12 protein-coding genes and 1 pseudogene are annotated in these 15,811 nt (G+C 41.8%); 6 read left to right on the forward strand and 7 right to left on the reverse strand.

The window, feature by feature from the left end:
- Window positions 1–2,914: hypothetical protein (locus KPX09_RS01635; RefSeq protein WP_249548662.1), on the reverse strand; the 2,914-nt coding region annotated here is incomplete at its 3' end.
- Window positions 2,915–3,197: 283 nt separating this feature from the next.
- Between KPX09_RS01635 and KPX09_RS01640 the strand changes: the two genes are divergently transcribed.
- The gene (locus tag KPX09_RS01640; RefSeq protein WP_249548663.1) at window positions 3,198–7,595 is read left to right on the forward strand and encodes a hypothetical protein; all 4,398 of its coding nucleotides are present in this window, start codon (window positions 3,198–3,200) and stop codon (window positions 7,593–7,595) included.
- Window positions 7,596–7,763: 168 nt separating this feature from the next.
- Here KPX09_RS01640 and KPX09_RS01645 read toward each other — a convergent pair whose 3' ends face one another.
- Window positions 7,764–7,904 carry a hypothetical protein gene (locus KPX09_RS01645; protein WP_249548664.1) on the reverse strand — a complete coding sequence of 47 codons (141 nt, stop codon included), beginning with the start codon at window positions 7,902–7,904 and terminating at the stop codon, window positions 7,764–7,766.
- Window positions 7,905–8,046: 142 nt separating this feature from the next.
- Here KPX09_RS01645 and KPX09_RS01650 point away from each other — a divergent pair, with 142 nt between their 5' ends.
- Together KPX09_RS01650 and KPX09_RS01655 are read left to right on the forward strand one after the other, a co-directional pair.
- Window positions 8,047–9,081, forward strand: coding sequence for an extracellular solute-binding protein (locus tag KPX09_RS01650; protein WP_410518472.1), 1,035 nt, complete (start codon window positions 8,047–8,049; stop codon window positions 9,079–9,081).
- On the forward strand, window positions 9,082–9,303 hold the full coding sequence (locus KPX09_RS01655) for a Trm112 family protein (protein ID WP_249548665.1): 222 nt from the start codon (window positions 9,082–9,084) through the stop codon (window positions 9,301–9,303).
- A gap of 81 nt (window positions 9,304–9,384) precedes the next feature.
- Here KPX09_RS01655 and KPX09_RS01660 read toward each other — a convergent pair whose 3' ends face one another.
- A complete protein-coding gene (locus KPX09_RS01660) occupies window positions 9,385–10,668 on the reverse strand; it encodes an MFS transporter (RefSeq protein WP_249548666.1) in 1,284 nt (427 codons plus the stop codon).
- A 321-nt stretch (window positions 10,669–10,989) separates the two neighbouring features.
- Here KPX09_RS01660 and rpsP point away from each other — a divergent pair, with 321 nt between their 5' ends.
- Entirely contained in the window at window positions 10,990–11,283 is a 294-nt protein-coding gene (gene rpsP, locus KPX09_RS01665; RefSeq protein WP_249548667.1) for a 30S ribosomal protein S16, read from the forward strand.
- Window positions 11,284–12,000: 717 nt separating this feature from the next.
- On the opposite strand, the gene KPX09_RS01670 is transcribed toward rpsP, so the two are convergent.
- From KPX09_RS01670 to rpmI, 4 genes are all read right to left on the reverse strand, one after another.
- Window positions 12,001–12,711, reverse strand: a complete 711-nt coding sequence (locus KPX09_RS01670) for an SDR family NAD(P)-dependent oxidoreductase (protein WP_249548668.1) — start codon at window positions 12,709–12,711, stop codon at window positions 12,001–12,003.
- Between the two features lie 229 nt (window positions 12,712–12,940).
- Window positions 12,941–13,969, reverse strand: a complete 1,029-nt coding sequence (pheS, locus tag KPX09_RS01675; protein WP_249548672.1) for a phenylalanine--tRNA ligase subunit alpha — start codon at window positions 13,967–13,969, stop codon at window positions 12,941–12,943.
- Window positions 13,950–14,336 (reverse strand): 50S ribosomal protein L20, encoded by a 387-nt coding sequence (rplT, locus tag KPX09_RS01680; RefSeq protein ID WP_249548669.1) that lies wholly within the window; start codon window positions 14,334–14,336, stop codon window positions 13,950–13,952. The genes pheS and rplT overlap by 20 nt, the downstream gene beginning before the upstream one ends.
- A gap of 23 nt (window positions 14,337–14,359) precedes the next feature.
- The gene (gene rpmI, locus KPX09_RS01685; RefSeq protein WP_011450220.1) at window positions 14,360–14,560 is read right to left on the reverse strand and encodes a 50S ribosomal protein L35; all 201 of its coding nucleotides are present in this window, start codon (window positions 14,558–14,560) and stop codon (window positions 14,360–14,362) included.
- Window positions 14,561–14,957: 397 nt separating this feature from the next.
- Between rpmI and KPX09_RS01690 the strand changes: the two genes are divergently transcribed.
- Both KPX09_RS01690 and KPX09_RS05720 read left to right on the forward strand, forming a co-directional pair.
- On the forward strand, window positions 14,958–15,524 hold the full coding sequence (locus tag KPX09_RS01690) for a cell cycle transcriptional regulator TrcR (RefSeq protein ID WP_410518473.1): 567 nt from the start codon (window positions 14,958–14,960) through the stop codon (window positions 15,522–15,524).
- A 117-nt stretch (window positions 15,525–15,641) separates the two neighbouring features.
- A pseudogene (locus KPX09_RS05720) lies at window positions 15,642–15,811 on the forward strand (transcription termination factor Rho); the annotation flags it as partial.

The following is a 15,811-nucleotide window of genomic DNA, read 5'->3' on the forward strand; positions in this document are numbered from 1 at the left end:
GAGCTTTAGGTTCAGGTTTTTCACTTGGGGTACTGCCATAGGTAGGTGCAATGGTATCAGGCGTGCTAGTAGGTACCTCTATATCTGGGATTTCTAGAGCTAGTAACTCATCTATAGTTCTTACATTTCTTTGTACCTTAATAGGAGCGCTAGACGCGCTTCTGAATAAGGAATTTGTGTCGGTTGCAAGTATTGTTGCTGCTGAGCCATTCTTAGGTTGATATACCAGTGTCGATATTTCTGGGAAGAATTTTATATCTTCCAAGGGAAGTGTCAGGAATCCTGTGGCAGGGCTTGAAAGAATCACTTCTAGGTCTGATGCACCTTCTGTATTGACTAGATTGCTTTGAAGTAACACTTCTGCCATGATGGGTCTAGTGTTTAGGGAACTTGATCCATGCGCTATATTAGTTATTTCCCTGTGAAGCAGTTGCACGTCAGAGTTTGTACGCACTGTATGTATATTTTTGTCACTGGAAGGTGAGTCTTGTAGTGAAACACCGTTTGAGTCTACAATAATAAATCCTGCATATTTTACGACATTATTTGATGGGGCCTCGTGGACTATAGGTATTTTTTTAATAAGCACTCCGTTTTGGACTAAGTAGTAGTAGTCTTGATTCTTGTAAAAGTATTCAGTGCTTGCATTTAGCCACCTTTTTTGACTACTAATGCCGTTTAGCGGTAAGACGGTCGCAGCGAGATCGTCATTAACAATTTTGAAGGCTGGTTGTTGATTATCTGTTTGTGTCTTGAATATTTCTAGTAACTCTAATGGTCCGGGAGGGTTTGGATGTACGAGTAAATCATTCACAATATTTAGGTTTGCTCCCGTGGTGTTTTTTGTTGCTGGGTTATTGTGTTCCTCATCAGCAGCAACTAGAGACTTTAATTTTGCTAATCGCGTAGGTTCTAGTAAAACGTTTTTTAGTTGCTTGGGTGAGATTTCTTCATTGGTTGCGTTACAGAATGTAAGTCTATAATCATCATTACTGTTCTTTACAACTTTTAGGAAATGATATTCCGGGGGTATAATTAATCTGGTAGCAAAATCATCCCCGCAGATCAGCTTGTTATCTGTTGTAAAACGGCATCCATTCATAGGTACTCTGTTAATTCCGTCCGGGCTTTCCCGCAAAGAGGAGTGGATACTACTGAATGGGGATGTTTCGTCATCATCAGTCTTGGGAGATTGAAATATTAAGGTTGTTGTACTGGGTAAAAATTTTTCAGATTTCGGTTCAGCTTTGTTATCAGGAGTACTATTGAAGGGATGTGAGTTAGACTTTTCTTCAGCCTTCTGAGTGGTGTGTGTATCAGGGTTTCCGTCTTCGGAAGCGGGATTTTCCTCCAGAAATGACTTGCTTATAATCCAGGTGGTATATGATCTTGCAATAGGTGCTATTTCTAAAGCTAGGGGAGCAAAGCCATTTACGTTTGCGTGTACGGCGTGCAGTAAAGATGGACTGTGAAAAATGTTCAATCCTTCTATGTGGAGTCCGGCAGTATATGTACGATAAAGTACTACAGACCTGTTGTAATCATGACCATGCTCTATATAATAACGTTCATCTTGAGGGACGTCTAGCAGAGGAGATGAATCGCTTACTGAGTTGTTAAACTGAATATTTGCTTTTGCAAACGTTCTTAGTATTTCAAAATAGTGTGATTGATGAGAGTGCGTTATTTTATCGAATAATGTCTGTGTTTTGTTCTCCTCATGATTTACATTGTGAATATCTATTGAGTAGTCTGGCTCTCCTAGCTTTATAAGGTATGTGCTGGCTGGGTGTTGTACTAACGGTATAGAATAATGCGAAGTCGGGATGGAGAGCAGAGTGTTAGGATGACGTCCGCTTACGTTTATTTTGAACGCATACAGTTTATCACTTGGTGGGGGTAGTGATTCGTGCTCGTTCTTAGGTATTAGATCTACATGCGATAGAACCTGTTGTACAGTCTGCGGATCCTCTGTATACGTTATTTCTAGTGCTGCTCTCTCAGAATGATTTTTTAACTGGGCAGCGTCAACTATAGAGTACCTGTCGCCTTCCACTAGTAAGTACGCTGGATGTTTATCAAACGTCTCGATTAATAATTTTTCAATATCCGGACCATTGAAGATTTCGCGCAAGTTGATTTTTACACCCTTTGCTTGATATAACTCCAGTAATTGTATGTCTGTTGGGAGTGGTGAATATACTATATCCAGGGTTGAGTTTGTTAGGCGAAATATCATACTATCTGAGGATAGGTGTGCTATTGGTGATGTGTCTTCTCCAGCAAATAGAGCAGCCCTTTTTATTGTTGGGCTATTTGCAGGGTTATCATTTTTAGGGTAAAGAGGGGTGCTTACGGGTTCTATTCTAAAAATTTCTCTCTCGGGAAACGTCTCTTCTAACGTCCTATTTGTAGGAATTTGTAATGCTTGATTTACGATCGTTACAGGATATGGCTCACGTAGTAGCGCCTCTTTGTTATTAACTACAAATGCTTTACTGTGTTCAGCATGATCGAAAAAAGCATCATAGCTGCTCGTACCATCTTCAGTTTTAACTTTGGTTTCAAATGATATAGCGGATTTTATGTCTAACGGATCCCCTGCAGCATTGCATAAAAAGAGATTTTTTCCTGCATGTGGACCTGATTCACTTGATGAGCGTGTTAAATATTGGTACTCCTTTGGTACCGCCATTATAACTTTAAAGTCCTCGTATATTAGAGTGTTGTTTCTGAAGTAGTACTTAGAACTTGGCAAAGCACTCTCTGAACTTGGCAAAGCACTCTCTGCGTTTTTTTTACTATCACCAACTAATGCTTCGTAATACAACAGCTGATTTTCTAACGATTTTCCAATGGGTTTTCCAGGGTAAATATATAGTGATTTGGAGCGTTGCTTACCTTGATGTGACATTTTATACCTGCAGCTGGAAATAAAGCCGGCAATTGATATGTGCTATTTGTTAAAAAGTTGTAAAGTCTGCTGCAATGATTCCTAATGTGTAAGTAGTAGTTAATAAAGCTCTTTTTGTATGTAGAATTTGACTTTGCATTTTCCGTGCAGGTATTGGTTATCGTTCACCTATGTGGTGGCATACATATTTTATATGTCCTAAAGATTATAGGATAAAAAGCTTCTACTGTGGCTTTTATGTAGTAGATCAGAAAAATTAAATTTTGACTTTTCTGTTCTATTTGTGGTTTACTCCGCGCCTTCTCTAAAAAAAGCGCATTTTATGAAAAAGCAATTCAAAATAGCGTATTTGCCGCATAGGTCGACAGTTGTTATTCGTCCTCCAGACCGTGGAGAGCTTGTACCTTCTGCTGAAAACATTCATGATTATGTACCGGAGAACGGTGTTAAGCAATATGTGCAGGACCAGAATGGTATAAGAGGTTATTCGGGATTAGCCCAGAAAAGTTATTCTGCAGCCAAGAAGCATGAGTCCTGGGGTAGTGACGATAATGGCGAGAAACTCAACGATAACAGGAATCTGTCTCAGCTGGGAGTAGAGGGTCAAATCAGACGTAGTGAGCCTGATATTTCTCATCTAGAATCTTCTATTGATGCAGTAATAGGTGATTCGCAGGAGCCAATGATTTCTTATTCTGGGAACAGGAGTGCTCAGCTTAGGACAGCATCATATCTTGATGCTCCGAGTGGTGATAGAGAACTACAGTCTCCCATAATACAGTCAAGAGGATTGGGTTCTGTAAACACACGGGGTCATGCCAATTATTCACAAAATCTCGAACGTGAAGAGGGATGGGTAAAACCAGAACATGTCTATGATGAGAGGGACAAATTTTATTCCGTAGAAAAGAATTTTTCTCATGCATATCAAATCAAACTGCAGGTTCTAGAAAATGCAAATAGGTGCATTCAGATAAATTTACATAGTGAGGAACCGCTATCAGTAGCATATGTTAAGAAGGTCAAGAAGATCATAAAGCGTACCATAAGTGCATACGAGGAAGAGTTTGGGATGCTTCAACCTCCGGATGATCCACGTAAGCTGGACATATATCTTTTTTCTCATAAGAAGACTCTTTCTTCTGCACTAGAAGCCATAAATGAGGATAAAAATGCAGGCGGTATTGCATGGCCTACATTAGGAAAGATATATGTAGCTAAGCAGGGGAAAAATAAGATTGAGAATTTATCTCACGAAATAACTCATCAGCTTATGCACTATTCTACCGGTGGAGGATTAAGTCGTGCAAAAGAATCGGATTTTCTTCACGAAGGTGTAGCAGACTACATACAGAATATAGTTATGAGGGGTAAAGGCGTAACACTAGAATTGAGTAGTGTACTAAGCTCAGTTATAAACCTATACGAGCGTGATCATGAGCTGAGAAGTGCTACAACTCTAAAGGAAGTTGCAAGTATTGTGGAGAGACATCCTCAAGATAAGGATTATGAATCCCTAAAATATAGCATTGGTATTGCGTTCGTTAAGTACTTACAAGATACAGAGAGGGGGCTCCTTAAGACTCATTTTCGGGCTGCAGAACTCGGGTATACTGGCGACAGCGCTGATAATACGCTACACCATCGCATCAGTTTTATTCCTCCAGAATTTCACACGTGGCTTCATAAAAATAGCACGCAGAAGTTTATGGAAAAACACGATACACTTACTGTCTTCGGTGGGGAAAAGTTAGGATTCCGAGATAGTATTAATGATGGAAAAGTAGGCCGGACAGAAATCTATTCTGCTAAGCTAGAAGGTCACAATCATAAATTTGTCGGCGAGTTGTCAGCTACAGCGCACGTTTCGGCATATGGAAATCCTACTGTTCTGAATCCTCATACTACAGACAAGATTATGATAGATAAGGGTTATCAAAACCTAAAGCTTATTAACACTGTAGACGGTATGCGTTATGTATACAGTAATGCGGATGGTAAAGAGTACTTTGCAAGTGGTAATGCGGTCGCTGTATCTCAAATTTCCAGAGTATTTGCCAAGTACGACGAGAATTTTGCTCTTTTACATACCGCTATCCAAAATCTGCAAGAAAAATTGCGGGGTTATATCTTTAATACAACGCGGGAAACTCAAGGGGAATTTGTCAGGGCAGTAGAGCAGATACTTGTTTTCCTAACACATAAAGAGGATGAATTGTCTGATGACAATGACAGTGTCATCAAGGAACTTGAAAAAGTATCTATGCGTATTAGTGGACCTCGAGATGCTCGTGAAGTGGCATCTAAAATACAAGAAGTGTATAGTTCTTATGTCACAGCTAAAACGCAGCACCTTCTTGATCAGCCATCTACTGGGCCCTCGAACGAGGCCATGCTGAGTAGGATACTCAAAACTTTAATTTATATCGATCCGGATATGATTATAGCAAGAGACGCGGCAGGCTTCGCGAGAATTGCGGAGCATCATCCCGGAGAGATTTTTGAGATTCGTGGTACGGGTCAAGGTGATTATAGTGGTCTTTCAATATACATGAGGGGGCACAAGATTGGGGAATTACCAACCAATGTAGAAGAGTTTGCCATATTCACGAACGAGTTGGGCAAAACGACTAGCACATTCTATGTTAATGATGTACTTAAAGCTGTTCATACTGCATATAGCTCTGCGCCAGTAATCATTGTGACGGAAGATGCTCATGGTAATAAAGTCGCGAATTTCTTTGCAAAAACTAAATTGGGAACTGTTCATAGTAGCGAGGTAGAAGTTGCAGTGAATCAGTTCATAAGCATGGCGTCTTCAGGAGTTAAGGCAAGATCGAGTTATCCACTGACGAAAGGCATTGGAATTGCGCACTATGTTCCGGAGAACAAAGACAGTGATCAAGCTGTGGTGCAGAGGAGTGCAAAGGTAAATAACCGTGGTACAGACAGAGAAGATGACGATAGATATGCAGCCAATGTCACTCTTGACAACAAGTTGCTAATAGAAAAAATGTCTAGTTTGCAGTTTTATTTTACAGAGGGGAGGAAAGATGCAGCAGGTAATTATACTGACCGCTCCGAGTTAGTTATTGTTGATATGCTGGCTGATAGAGTGCTGCAGTTTCCAGAGAGTATAACTCACCTAAAGCTCGTTAAAACTTCTAGTGGTTCTATTCGATTGGTACCTTGTACCAGTACTGGTGAAGTAGATCCTGAAGGTATGCCAGCGAGTCTGGAAGGATACTCTTATATTGACCCTATACATGTGTATGATCGAGTAGGATCCAAATGGGTGCATAGCAATGCTCAATTCAATATGGTTGACTTTCAGAGATATCCATCAGGAACATTATTTGAGATGCGGTATGACCCAAATGATCCTAGTATTCCTAAGGATGAAGATGGTAACGTTATCAGGGTTAATGATCAGTCATATAAAAGCAGAGTTGGTATATTTACACCTACAGGGGAAAAAATAGGGGAGCTTGCTAGTGCTTCATCGTTTTTCCAAGGGAAAGTATTTATCTCATTAGATACTAGTTACAGTTATAACGATTTTGTTTCATCTATGTACCAACACGATGTAGATGTAAAAACTGTTGGGGAGCCTAGAGATGGTATAAAACGAGTATCTCTTAGTGGTGAAGGAGACCTAGGTACTGATCGAGGTTTTAGTGATTATTTTTCTTTTAATCAGAGAGCAAGGCAAGATACTCAAGAATTGGCTGGGGAGATGCATAACCATACAACAAGGAGCACGCGTTTTATAGAAAGTAGAGGCGACGATTCTTCTAATAGATCAAATGATTTGCCTGGTAATGCTGCACGGCCTGAAGATGTTACGGTTGTTAGAATGCTCAATGCGGCTGAGCTCGATTTGTTAAATAGTAAATTTTTGTATATGAATCAGGTAGGTTTTCGCGTTACTGACGTAAAAACAGGGCACCATGTATCGTTTCCAAAATCTATTACCCACGTAAAGGTTGTTACTTATAATGGACAAAAGCATTTGATACCTAGTACTGCAGATGGCGATGTATCTCCTACAGGTATATCTGATGATGTAAAAGTTGAACAAGTGTACATCAACCCTATTTTAGTACATCATGGCATCTCTTTGCGTGCTTTTAATGATACAGTGCGAGAAACACTAGAAGTTATGGACTTAAGTGCATACAAAGATGGGTATTTGTTTGAGTTAAGGCCCAGAGGTAGTTTATCATATGCAAGCACTCTTGCATACGGAGATAGGTACCCAAATGCTTCCGAGTCTAATAAACCTGATCGCCTTACGACTCATGCTCACTTATATGATGCAAGCGGTAAAGAAGTTGGTATCCTTTCTGCTTACACTGTGTCTCATAGGAGTGTAAGTATAGTCGCACATAAAGCACAAGAACGCGGGAGTTTTCTTGATGACGATGAACCCGTCAAGGGTGATAACAGTGGACTATTAGATGTTGGTACCACTGTGCAGTACAAAGATACTGACAACGAGGCACAAGCACAGCGTGTGAATGATGAAGAGGAGCATGATATTGGAGCACCGAGTGTACGCTATGAACCATATGTAGATGATAGAAGGACAGGTGACCAAGAGCTCTCTACTGACGTTGTAATTGATTACAGTGTTGGTGCTTACCCTGCGAAAAATGCAGATGGTTTTCTTGAGGTGTAATGGCGGTTTTTCTAATTTGCCATTCTTCTAGGTTTTTCTCACTCTTCAATAGGATGATCAGTGGTTATTTTGTTGTACGTTGGCTGAATACAGGCAGGCTCATGTGCGATCCGAATTAGGGATGATGCAGGCTTTACAAGATTTAGATTTTTGATGCGTACACAAACTTTATACGAACGTATGTGCCGCGATAAGTGGCACATACTTGTCATAAGAGTTCTCAGGATATGCAACTGTATCATTTGGCATAATAGCGACAGCCCTGACATCATGCTTTTCCATGAGTTCTTTAACATCAACTGTGTGCATAGAAACCAAAAGTTGGTTAAACGATAACCTTGTACAACAAAAATTGAATGTATCCTCTTACGTAGGGCCATAGAAAATATTGTCTTTTCCTGGTTAGGAAGTTTTCCTATGATTGGTTGCATGCGTGTATTTGGTGTTTCATATGAAAGCTCTTGGAATAGTTATTATGGTACTTGCTATATGCTTCGGTATTATAGCATACAACAGGCACAGTTCTATTCAGGAAAAGGTGGTCAATGTATATTCTTCTCGGAAAGAGGAGTTGCTGCGTGATTTGTTCAAGAAGTTTACTGCTGATACAGGTATTCAAGTACGGTATATAAATGATGAAGCTGCACAGCTGATTGCTAGGATGGAAAGCGAAGGTGCATACAGTGAAGCAGATGTATTTCTGACTGCAGATGCTGTAAATCTTATACTAGCAAAGAAAAAGGGTTTACTACAGCCAGTTAGATCAGAAGTATTAGAACAAGTAATTCCTGCGAGATATCGAGATAATGATGGCTACTGGTTTGGGTTAACAAAGCGTGCTCGTATTGTTGTATATAATAAAGATCTTGTGGACGTGTCGCAGCTTAGTACATATGAAGACTTAGCAGATTCAAAATGGAGAAATCAAATTCTAGTGCGTTCTTCTAACAGCCCGTACAATCAGTCATTGATTGCATTTATGGTAGCCAATAATGGCATGGAGGCTACAAGAGAGTGGGTTCGCGGGTTGGTGAGCAATTTTGCTAGAAAGCCTGCAGGGGGTGATACCGATCAAATTTATGCTGCTGCAGCTGGAGAAGGTGGTATAGCGATAGTAAATAGCTATTACTGGGGTAGAGTTTGTTCTTCTGAGAGAAGAGTAGACAAGGAAGCAGCTGCTAAGCTTGCGATCTTCTTTCCGAACCAAGGGGGCACAGGTGCCATGATAAACATCAGTGGTGGTGCTATAGCAAAAAGTGCTAAGAACAAAGACAATGCTTTAAAATTATTGGAGTTTTTGTCTGGTGAAGAGGCGCAAAGCATATACGCGAATTCAAACCAAGAGTATCCAATAGTTGCAGGTGCTGCTCGTTCGAAGATACTGAAATCTTGGGGTGAGTTTCAAGAGAGTGAATTGCCATTGCAAGAACTTGAAAAATACCTTGGCGAATCTGTACAAATTGCTGATGAAGAAGGTTGGAAATAGGTGTTAGATAAAAAGGTCTTGGAAATTTTAGTTTGCCCCCTTACAGGGGGTAAACTTTTGTATGATACAGAACGTGCTGAACTTATTAGCCAGGAAGCAGGGCTTGCATATCCTGTACGTGATGGCATCCCTATCATGCTTGTTGATGAAGCAAGGAAGTTACACACAGAACCAGAAGAACCGCAAGGAAGTTCTGGATTACATTCATCAAGCAGTCAATAGCTCTCTACCTAAGGGAACTAACAAGCAGCCACTAACAATGGCTGCTAACTTTAGAGTAAGGAAACTCAGCAGCAGAGTGTTCTACTGTTTCACCCAGTCTCTATGAATGTCTTTTGGGGTAATCCTACTCAATGCAATACATGCAATCAACGCCCAGAACATCACACAAAAACCAGGTGCGACCTTCCAACCTGTTATTTGCATAAGCCATGTACAAAGCACAGGAGCCATACCTCCACCAAGAGCTGAAGATATGTTACGCGCTATTCCAAAACCAGTATAACGCACTTTTGTGGGGAACAGCTCAGACATCGCAGCACTGGATGGACCAAGTGTAGCAGAAAACGGAATCGCAAACAGAAAGTACCCTAACCCTACATACCAGAAACTTTCCTGACTCAATAGCCAGAACACAGGTATAGCAAGGAAGAAGAGCGCAATAGATGCGCCACCCATCACCTTCTTTCGACCTACCACGTCAGACAACGCTCCGAACCCTACAGTCAGCACTCCACTGATCATCACGTTCACTATTTCTATAAATTCACCAATTTGCGGATTTACTGCAGATGATAGAGAAAAGTTACCTACAAAACTTATGAAGAAAACCATAAAAATGTGGAAAGAACAGTTCTCTATGCAGTCTATGCAAATCGCTAGTATCAAAGGCCTTCTATAGTACTTAAACAGATGTTTTACAGGCGACTTTACTACGCCACTCTCTTTAGACGCATGCTCTGTATATGCAGGGCTTTCGCCGGCGCTAACCCTTATGAATATGCTTATGATACCAATGACAAATCCTATCATGAACGGGATTCTCCAACCCCAGACCTTGAAATCATCACCTGTGAAATAAAATGATGCCATCTTCACGGCTAACGCAAATACAGATCCCAGGACGGCACTTAGAACCTCAAAACTCCCGAATAGCCCAGCTTGATTCGCTTTTGAATGTTCTATAAGGAAGGTAGCATTTCCTGCCTCACCTCCCAGGGAGAAACCTTGTACCAATCTACATATTACGAGTAGGATAGGGGCAAGTACTCCCACACTAGCATAGGTCGGCACTACAGCCATGAATCCTATAGGCACTGACATTGCAATGATGGATATGACGAGCGCGGTTCTCCTACCATATCTATCACCGATATGCCCAAATATGCTTGCACCGAACGGGCGCATACAAAAACCAACAGCAAAAACAGAGAAGCTGCTCATCAAGGATAAGTATTTGTCTTCTTGAGGGAAGAATAGGTCACCGATAGTACTGGCTAGGCTTCCAAAAAGTATATAATCATACCACACTAAGGTATTACACAGGATTGTAGACAAAACGGCGCGTTTTACAGTTCCCTTCTTCATAAAACCTCCAACTTATGTAGTCATGCTAATGTTAATGTCACCCTGGCTTTTTCACAGTGTCATTCCCATCACATAACAAATTAGGTGCTCACAAACACGGCCATTGCACGCACGCGACGGCAAACACTATTAAACGTGCCGAACAACAGCACAAACAATATCATATACAGCGCATCTACCGCCAAAAGCACCGCAAAGCCAGCAATTCTACGTCACAATAGCGCGTTTGTCAGCAAACTGTTACAAAAAAATTGGATTGACTACGGTATATGTAGTGCTACAATCAAACCTTCTTTCGTTCAGGGAGACTTCGAGTTAGGGATGTCCGTAAAAATAAGATTAATGAGATTAGGTGCGAAGAAGAAGCCATTCTATAGGATTGTAGTTGCTGATTCTAGGGTGCAAAGGGATGGGAAGTGCATAGAGCAGATCGGGTTTTACAACCCTATGGTTGAATGCGGCGCTCCTGGTTTTCTGAAGGTGAATGCTGAGCGTCTTGGTTATTGGTTAGGTGTGGGTGCACGGCCGACCGATAGGGTGTCTTGGTTCATTAAAAAGGGTTTCATAGAGTCTCAGAGCAGCTCTGCTACTTCCACAGTGCAAGAGGCGCAATAGAGGCTTGTAAACGCTCTTCTTCAGATAGTTACCGGCTTAGTTGTGTGTGCTTTTTTAAGTAGATGTTGTGGCGTAGTGCTGCTTCTTTGTTCAGCGCTCTAAATTATGCATGTTTTTTTGTCTCTTACCAAGAGGTCTTGGTCCTGCTTTGCTGTTGTGGGTGTTGTTTATCCGGTTGAGAGGGGCTGTACTTGGAGGTGCCGTTGTTGCCTATGCCGTTTTTTTGTTTATTTTTAGTAGTCCAGGTTTTTTGCAACGGCTGAATATCGCTGTATCGTAAGGACAAAGCGGATGTAACTTTTTCTTCTGTAAGACCTATATGTCATGCAGTAGGAGGCTCTTGTTGTTTGTATACTTGAAGCTTGTGGGCATCTGCGCAGGGCTGAGAGAGGTATTATGTTGCGGTGTAGCGCTAGCCTTCTCGTTATATGACGTTAAAATTTATGTATAGGTGTGTATGACGATCCAATCGGGCATCTTGGGCATGAAGATGGAGTTTAGAACGCCTGCGGGTGTAGTAAAGTTGGAGGAAGAGATAATTGTATTCGACGTGCAGGCGCAAACTTATGTGTAGGGGAGTGTTCTGGCAATACGGTGCCTGTAGCTTTATCGTCATAGGTTGAATACGCTGTAGAGCTAGTTTTGTAGGCGTGGATACTATCTTGTATTGCCTATAACTAGCAGTTCCATGTTCTAGATGTCAGGTATAAAATTTATCTAGGAGTTCATGAAATGTATTTCTCCAGTTCTGTTACTATCAAAGTCCACAAGAAGCTCAACTAATTTAAGGAGTTCTAATAGCTGAGGATGTGCATCAATATTATTTAATGCTTCTATGTTATCAATAGCGTCGTCTGGGACTTTTGTTGGACAGATAGCGTTGACACATATATTAGGAGCTAACTCTGTGGCGGCTAATTTTGTGAAATCAATAAGCGATTTTTTTGACAACAAATATGAAAAGTACTTTGTTGAAGTTCTAGTGATTCTAGCATCAGCAATGTTTATTACTTTGCCGCCATTCACACAGCCTTTAGAGAAGTATTGAGTTAGGAATACGGGACTCTTCACGTGAATATCGAAATTTTCTGCGAAATCTCGAATATTACATTCTTTTAAACAATCAGTATAAAATACTGAAGCGTTGTTTATTAGGACGTTACAGTGCGGTAAAACGGCGAAGACGTCTCTCATCAAGTCCTCAAGAGCTGAGAAATTTTTGAGATCTGCTAGAAAGAGCTCGCATTTTCTACCATATACTTCGCTAATCGTGCACTGCAATGCTAGAGCTTTTTCATACGAGGCATTGTAGTGCACGGCAATATCGTACCCGTGCCTTTCAGCGAGAAAAACAGCTACAGCTCTGCCAATTCTGTTAGCAGCACCAGTTATCAGTACAGCTTTTTCGCGTCCTGCGCCCCTAGACATTCCAGAATCTCGTAAAAAACACTATAAGTTTATTTTTAGATATATGCACTGTAAATCACATGCTCTCGTAGGTCAATATGGTACTGGGATACCAGAAACCAAGCCTGACGCGTATTATGAGAGTTTTAACATAATCATTACCTTGCACGCAAAACTAACTTTACGGAGTACCCCCTAAGTCTGGGGTATTTAATCTATCTCAAAATTTTGAAGAAGATACAAAGAAATACTATACAAGATCTGTAAAACAAAAGCCGTAATGCCCCAACCAGTCAATGCGACCACAGTACAAATCCCTGAGGTCTCCTATATCGTACTTAAGCATTGTCATTCTCTCAACACCCATTCCAAAAGCAAAACCACTGTATTGAGAGCTATCTATATTTACGTTTTCTAATACCCTATTATGTACCATTCCGCAGCCTAGCACCTCAACCCACTGGCCGCGACTATCCCTTATATCAATTTCAGCAGACGGCTCCGTAAAAGGAAAAAAGCTCGCGCGCATCCTCATCTCGATTTTACGTCCAAAAAACTTCTCAAGAAAGTGATTGATACAATACTTTAGGTGGCCCATCGTAACATCGCTGCCAACGTATAACCCCTCGACCTGGTGAAACATCGGGCTGTGAGTAGCATCCCAGTCATTCCTATACACCTTACCCGAGGATATTATCTTGACAGGCATTTCAGAACTTGTTTCCATTGTCCGAATCTGTACCGACGACGTGTGCGTCCTTAAGACAACCCGCTCGCCGCGGAGATTGTGAGCCATATAGAAAGTATCGTTTTTTTCTCGGGCTGGATGATGTACAGGTGTGTTTAAAGCGTCAAAGACGTGAAACTCATCTTCAAGATCTGGACCACGAACAGTAGCAAACCCCAGCGCGGTGAAGATATCTTCGATATCCTTTATTACCTTTGTTATGGGATGCAACCTCCCATATACACGAGACCTCGATGGTAAAGTGATATCTATGCTATCTTTACGTAACCGGGCATACAGTAGCTCATGCTCAAATTCTGCCTCCCTCTGGTGTAGCAGCGCCTTGAACTTCGAGCACAAAACATTAGTCTCACTTCCAACGTTTTTCCGCTCTTCAATATCTTCAATCTTGGAAATCTGCTTAAGAAGGGCAGTAAGAAGGCCTGACTTTCCAAGATACTTAACCCGCACCTCATCAAGCTCTTCTCGAGAACTACAATCAGCAACAGAAGCAAACGCTTCCCTTCCTAGATCACGAATTTGACTGAGCAACGACACAGGTTCGCCCACAAGCTTGTGCTACAGCATGAGCAATCTTTTCAAAAGCTCCCTTGTCTCTAACGGCCATCTCCGCCAACATCTTTCTATTCAAGCCAATGCCACACAGAGAAACTCCGTGCATGAACTCAGAATACCTTAGACCATACAACCCAGCAGCAGCATTAATGCGCACTATCCACAGAGACCTAAAATCACGCTTACGAGCACGCCTATCACGATATGCATAAGCAAGAGCCTTCTCTAATCTCTGAAGCGCAGCCCTGTAGCAATTTTTAGAACGTCCTCTATAACCTTTGGCAAGAGCTATAACCTTTTTGTGTCTAGCTCTAGTAGTGACACCACGTTTGACCCTAGCCATTAATTCCTCGCATAAAAATCAACCTAAAGACCATACGGCATAAAAGGAGCAACGATACGTGTATCAGCCGCACTCATGAGAGCAGTCCCTCTGCGAGTCCGCAAACTGCGCTTACTCCGTTTTGTCATGCCATGACGCTTAGTGGATTGTGCGGCAACCACCTTCCCACTAGCGGTAATTTTGAACCTCTTCTTAGCAGAAGACTTAGTCTTCAATTTTGGCATACAACCCCATGCCTAACGACAACAACAGCTTCTCAGCTTATATACTTATGTCTACAGTGTCAACTCATATCGGGCAGTCTTAGTGTATTTCACAAAGGAACACACATGCAGTATGAGGGGAATGTTGCCTCTGTATTTGCGTACTTTATATGATATAAATATAAAATAAATTTTGTCATTTAGGAGGTTATAAAAAGTGCCTGCAATGCAACTAGAAGTGTCTAAACAGACCTGAAAATTCTTGACACGTATAGTGTGTATGCTACCATGCGTGACCATGATCGTATGCCTGGGTTAACTGAATCTTAGTGGTTGTAGCCTAGTGTTTGGGTCTGTGCGGTTTTTTAAGTTTGGAGATTCTTGAGACATGTCATCAAGCAATGAGGATGCTCCGTTGATGCCTAGGGCGGTTGCCGTGTGGTTGGTGGATAATACTTCCTTAACATTTAAGCAGATAGCTGAGTTCTGCGGATTGCACATACTAGAAGTCAAGGGTATAGCTGACGGAGAGGTTGCGAAGGGTGTTGTGGGTTGTAATCCTGTAGCTATGGGGCAGGTGACAAAGGAAGAGATAGAGGCGTGCCAGAATGACTCCAATAGGATTCCAAAGCTTGTTTCTTGCGCGGGGATAGGTGACAAGGTAGCGCGCAGGAGAAGTGTTCGTTATACGCCTGTGGCGCGGCGCCGTGATAAACCCGACGCGGTATGCTGGATTCTCAAGTACTGCTCAGAGATGCACGATTCTCAGATAGCGAAGCTTATAGGCACGACCAAGGCTACGATAGCTGCGGTTCGTAACAAGGAGCACTGGAACTCTAGCAATATCAAACCTCGGGACCCTGTGTTGTTGGGTCTATGTACACAGGCTGATCTTGACGAAGCCATAATGCGTGCGCAGATTGTCTCCGAAAGGGAAAGGAGAGTCAAAAACATGAACGATGACCTTCAGCGCCAGAAGGTGTGAGGGGGTCTGTCTCTGGAAGCGGGCATATTTTGCGGTGCAAGTTTGTACATGCGCTAGGTTTTTTCACTCTGGCTTCTTCGTGTGTTATTACGGTTGTGAATTTTTGAAGGTCGTCTTGTGTGTGGCAAGGGTAGGAGAAGGAAGAAGGCTGTTCCCAGCGCTGTAGTAGCAGAAGAGGCGACAGGGAGTGGCAGCGAAGAAGGAAGAATCCTGAACCTATGTGAGCTGAAGAGAAAAAGCACAGGGGAGCTACTGGCAATAGCAGAAGAGCTAGGAGTAGTCAGTAA

Origin of the sequence: Anaplasma phagocytophilum (assembly GCF_023476575.1) — a bacterium.
GTDB lineage: Bacteria > Pseudomonadota > Alphaproteobacteria > Rickettsiales > Anaplasmataceae > Anaplasma > Anaplasma phagocytophilum_A.